This window comes from Amaricoccus sp. (genome assembly GCF_036846665.1).
Classification (GTDB): Bacteria; Pseudomonadota; Alphaproteobacteria; order Rhodobacterales; family Rhodobacteraceae; genus Amaricoccus.
Genome location: NZ_DAIUBO010000266.1, coordinates 1 through 4597, shown reverse-complemented (window position 1 = coordinate 4597; position 4597 = coordinate 1). Strand labels below are relative to the sequence as shown.

Genomic DNA, 4597 nt, shown 5'->3' with positions numbered 1-4597 from the left:
GGGGGAGGCCAAACCCGACCAGCGCGTTGTAGATCTGATGGGCGTGCGGCGAGCCCCCCCCCGCCGAGAGCACCAGCCCGGCGGCATAGAAGACGGCGCCGACCGTGATCGCCAGCCGGTCGCCGAAGCGCTCGGCCAGCGCGCCGAAGGCCGGCTGGCCGAACCCCCAGGCGAGGTTCTGGATGGCGATGGCCAGCGAGAATTCCGCGCGCGGCCAGCCGAACTCGCCGGCGATGGGGATCTGGAACAGCCCGAAGCTCGCGCGGATGCCGAAATTCACCAGAAGGATGACGCAGCCCGCCACCATCACCGGCGTGAAGAGCGTGGCACGGGCAGCAGGCATCGGGGGCGCTCTTCGGGGGATCGGTCTCTAGCGCGACACTGGGGCATCCCCCGGAGGGCAGTCAAATCAGCAATCGTTGCCCCGGGCATCACGATCGGCGATGGCCGCATCCCGGCCGGGACGTTGACGCGCCGCCTTCACCTGTTACGGATGGGCGGATGCCACGGAGGCCGCCATGACCGCATTTCTCTTCCGCGACGATGCCTATCTGGCGGAATGCGACGCGATCGTGCTGGCCGCGGGCGAGGGCGGATTCGAGCTCGACCGCACGGTGTTCTATGCCGCCTCCGGCGGCCAGCCCGGCGATACCGGCCGATCGGTCCGGGCGGACGGGCGCGAGATCGCGGTGACCGGCACCGTGCATCCCGACGGCGACCGCGAAAGGGTGCTGCATCTGGCCGAAGGCGCGCTGCCCGAGCCCGGCGAGCGGCTGCGGGTGGTGCTCGACTGGCCGCGGCGGCACCGGCTGATGCGGATGCACAGCGCGCTGCATCTCTTGTCGGTGGTGCTGCCCTTCGGGGTCACGGGCGGGGCGATCGGCGAGGAACGCGGGCGGCTCGATTTCGACATGCCCGAGCCGCCGGAGGATCCGGCCGCGATCGAGGCCGCGCTCAACGCGCTGGTCGCGGCCGATCTCGAGGTGCGCGCGGAATGGATCACCGAGGCCGAGCTCGCGGCCCGGCCGGAGATGGTCAAGACCATGAAGGTGAAGCCGCCCACGGGCCAGGGAAGGGTCCGGCTGATCCGGATCGGCACCGGCGAGGGGACCGTCGACCTGCAGCCCTGCGGCGGCACGCATGTGCGCCGGACCGGCGAGATCAGCGGGATCCGCATCGGCAAGATCGAGAAGAAGGGCCGCGAGAACCGCCGCGTGAACATCCATCTGACGGAATAGATCCCCCATGAACCAAGGCCCCATGGCCCTCTACCGCGGCCGGGTCGCGGCGGGGGCGTTCCGCCCGGACCCGGCGCAGCGGCGCGCGGTCGAGGAATTGCAGCTGCTGCACATGCGGCTCGGCGACTACAACCCCGCGCGCCCGAAGCGGGTGGGGCTCGGGCTCTTCGGCTGGGGCCGCGACCGGCTGGTCGAGAAATCGGTCCCCGGGCTCTACATCTACGGCGACGTGGGCCGCGGCAAGTCGATGCTGATGGATCTCTTCTTCGACGCGGCCCCGGTCACGCCGAAGCGGCGGGTGCATTTCCATGCCTTCATGCAGGAGGCCCATGCCGCGATCCACGCGGCCCGGCAGCGCGGGGCGGAGGATCCGGTGCGCGAGGTGGCCGATGCCATCGCCGACGGCGCGACGCTGCTCGCCTTCGACGAGATGCAGATCACCGACATCACCGACGCCATGCTGGTGGGGCGGCTCTTCGAGCGACTCTTCGCGCGCGGGGTGGTGGTGGTCACCACCTCGAACCGCCATCCCGACGAGCTCTACAAGGACGGGCTGAACCGGCATCTCTTCCTGCCCTTCGTCGCGATGCTCAAGGAACGCCTCGAGGTGCACCATCTCGAAGGCCGCACCGATCACCGGCTGGATCGCGCGGCGGGCGAGGAGGTCTATTTCACGCCGCTGGGGCCGGCGGCGACCGCGGCGCTCGATGCGGCCTGGGCGCGGCATGCCGCGGGTTCCGGCGCACCGCGCACGCTGATGGTGACGGGGCGCGCGGTCGAGATCCCGCTCGCGGCGAATGCGGTCGCGCGCGCCTGCTTCGAGGTGCTCTGCTGCCGGCCGCTGGGAGCGGCGGATTATCTCGCGATCGCGGCCGCCTTCCGGGTGGTGATCCTCGACGACATCCCGCGCCTGTCACGCTCGCGCAACAACGAGGCGAAGCGCTTCGTCACGCTGATCGACGCGCTCTACGAAGCCAGGGTCCTCCTGATCGCCTCGGCGGCAACCCTGCCCGAGGAGCTCTACGAGGAGGGCGAGGGCGCCTTCGAGTTCCGCCGGACCGTGTCCCGGCTCCACGAGATGCGCTCCGCCACCTGGGCGGGCAGCCCCGCGCCGGCATGACCGGCCCGATCCGCCCGCGAGACGTCGAGGAATGCGCGCGGAGGCGACGTCAGCTCCGCCTGCGCCCGCCCTTTTTGGGTCGCATCCGCACGTTCTGACCCGAACGGCCGATCTCGAAGCGGCCGGTCGCTTCCACGAGCGAGGAGAGTTTGGCATGCCCGTAGGTGCGGGTGTCGAACTCCGAGGAGAGGTTCATGAGCAGCTTGCCAACCGTGCCCAGATCGTACCAGCCCTCGGCGTCCTCCTCGAGTTCCGCCGTGGCCTTTTCCAGCAGTGGCACCGCATCGGCGGCGTTGTAGAGCGCCTTTGCCGGCGCCTTGCCGGCGTCGTCCGCGGCAGTGAAGTTCTCGGTGAAGATGAAGCGCGTGCAGGCCTGGCGGAAACTCTCCGGCGTCTTCTGCTGGCCGATGCCGTAGACATCGACGCCCTGCTCGCGGATCCTTGCGGCGAGCCGGGTGAAGTCGCTGTCCGACGAGACGAGGCAGAAGCCGTCGAAGCGCCCCGAATGCAGCAGGTCCATCGCGTCGATGACCAGGGTGATGTCGGTGGAATTCTTGCCGGTGGTATAGGCGAACTGCTGCTGGGCGAGGATGGCGTGGCGGGCGAGCACCTTCTCCCAGCCCGCCAGCTGGCCCTTCGAGAAATCCCCGTAGATCCGGCGCAGGCTCGCCTCGCCGATCCTGGCCACCTCGTCGAAAAGCCCGTCGGCGATCTTCGGCGAGGTATTGTCGGCGTCGATCAGGACGGCGAGCTTCTTGCTGCGATCTGGGCTTGCCATCTCAGCGCAGTCTCGCCAGCAGCGCGGAGGTCGCGAAGCCGTCCGGCACCATGCCCTGCGACGACTGGAAGGCGCGGATCGCCGAGATCGTATCCGGCCCGACCACGCCGTCGGTCTCGCCGGGATCGAATCCCCGCGCTGTCAGGCGCTTCTGCATCTCGATCTTCTCGGTGCGGCTGAGCTCGCGCTCGTGGCGCGGCCAGGATTGCACGAAGCCGCCGCCGCCGGCGATCCGGTCGCCGAGATGGCCGATGCCCATCGCATAGGAGGTGGCGTTGTTGTATTCCTTGATGACGAAGAAATTGCCGTAGACGACGAAGGCCGGGCCGCTGGCGCCCGCCGGGGTGATGACCGCCGCCGGACCGTGGTCCGGCAGCGGCGAGCCGTCGAGCCGGCGCACGCCCCGCGCGTTCCAGTCCGCGACCGGGCGGCGGTTCGACTGGTCGGCGGTGCCGTAGTTGAATCCCTCCGGCAGGCGCACCTCCATGCCCCAGGGCCGGCCGCGCTGCCAGCCGGCGCGGGCGAGGTAGTTCGCGGCGGATGCGAGCGCGTCGGTAGGATCGCTCCCCCAGACGTCGCGCCGGCCGTCGCCGGTGAAATCGACCGCGAAACCGAGGTAGCTCGAGGGCATGAACTGGGTATGCCCCATCGCCCCGGCCCAGGACCCGCGCATGGCCTCGGGGGAGACGTCGCCGGCCTGGAGGATGCGCAGCGCCGCCAGCAGCTGCTCTTCGGCGAAGTCGCGGCGGCGGCCTTCGTAGGCCAGCGTCGCGAGGCTCTCGATCACCGGCATGCTGCCGCGGTTGCTGCCGTAGTTGGTCTCCATGCCCCAGACCGCCAGCACCACCTGGCTGTCGACGCCGTAGCGGCTCTCGATCGCCGCCAGCGTCCGGTTCATCTCCTGCGCCCGCGCCCGCCCGGTCTGGACGCGCGCGGCCGAGGCGGCGCCGTCGAGATACTCCCAGATCGGCTTGGTGAATTCCGCCTGGCTGCCGTCGAGCCGGGCGACCTCCGGGTTCTCGGTGACGCCGCGGAAGGCCGCGTCGAAGACCTCCGGGCGGATGCCCTGGCTCAGCGCGTAGCGGCGGAACTCGTCGCGCCAGGCGACGAAGCTCGCCGGCGGGGATGCCCTGTGGTCGCGCGCCATGGGTGGGGAACTCGTCTCGAGCGGGGAATTCGCGCCCGCCCCGCACCCACCGGTCGCGAAGGCGAAAATGAGCGCGGCAAGGGAAAGTCGATGCAAGGCCTGCCTCCGGTGCTCTTGTTTTGCCGCGATGATACCCGTCCCGCGATCAAATAAGAAGGGCCGCGATGGGTCCGGGCCGCGATACTTCCGGCGAGCCCCCGGGGCCGTCGCCGGGCGTCGCCTCAGCGGCCGCGCCGGTCGGCCTTCGCCTCGTGCGCACGCTTGATGCGCCGCCGGGCGAGACATCGCTGACACGGATTGTGCAATCGGTCGGC

At 70.3% G+C, this 4597-nt stretch carries 5 protein-coding genes; 2 read left to right on the top strand and 3 right to left on the bottom strand.

Translation table 11 applies throughout. The features are described 5' to 3' along the window. Nucleotides 1-343, bottom strand: a 343-nt coding sequence (locus V7050_RS18280) for an MFS transporter (protein ID WP_324410972.1), incomplete at its 3' end; no start/stop codon positions are given. Nucleotides 344-518: 175 nt separating this feature from the next. Here V7050_RS18280 and V7050_RS18275 point away from each other — a divergent pair. Together V7050_RS18275 and zapE are read left to right on the top strand one after the other, a co-directional pair. After that, a complete protein-coding gene (locus V7050_RS18275; protein WP_324366830.1) occupies nt 519-1238 on the top strand; it encodes an alanyl-tRNA editing protein in 720 nt (239 codons plus the stop codon). A gap of 7 nt (nt 1239-1245) precedes the next feature. Next, nucleotides 1246-2358 (top strand): cell division protein ZapE, encoded by a 1113-nt coding sequence (gene zapE / locus V7050_RS18270; protein ID WP_324366832.1) that lies wholly within the window; start codon nt 1246-1248, stop codon nt 2356-2358. A 49-nt stretch (nt 2359-2407) separates the two neighbouring features. Here the strand turns inward: zapE and V7050_RS18265 are convergent, their stop codons facing one another. After that, nucleotides 2408-3136 (bottom strand): NYN domain-containing protein, encoded by a 729-nt coding sequence (locus tag V7050_RS18265; protein WP_324366834.1) that lies wholly within the window; start codon nt 3134-3136, stop codon nt 2408-2410. A 1-nt stretch (nt 3137) separates the two neighbouring features. Continuing rightward, entirely contained in the window at nt 3138-4283 is a 1146-nt protein-coding gene (locus tag V7050_RS18260) for a lytic murein transglycosylase (protein WP_324366836.1), read from the bottom strand. Between the last annotated feature and the right edge of the window lie 314 nt (nt 4284-4597).

What these genes read in the sequence shown, in the direction of transcription:
- V7050_RS18275 (WP_324366830.1), top strand. Translation starts at nt 519, where the DNA reads ATGACCGCATTTCTCTTCCGCGACGATGCCTATCTGGCGGAATGCGAC.
- zapE (WP_324366832.1), top strand. Translation starts at nt 1,246, where the DNA reads ATGAACCAAGGCCCCATGGCCCTCTACCGCGGCCGGGTCGCGGCGGGG.
- V7050_RS18265 (WP_324366834.1), bottom strand. Translation starts at nt 3,136, where the DNA reads ATGGCAAGCCCAGATCGCAGCAAGAAGCTCGCCGTCCTGATCGACGCC.
- V7050_RS18260 (WP_324366836.1), bottom strand. Translation starts at nt 4,283, where the DNA reads ATGGCGCGCGACCACAGGGCATCCCCGCCGGCGAGCTTCGTCGCCTGG.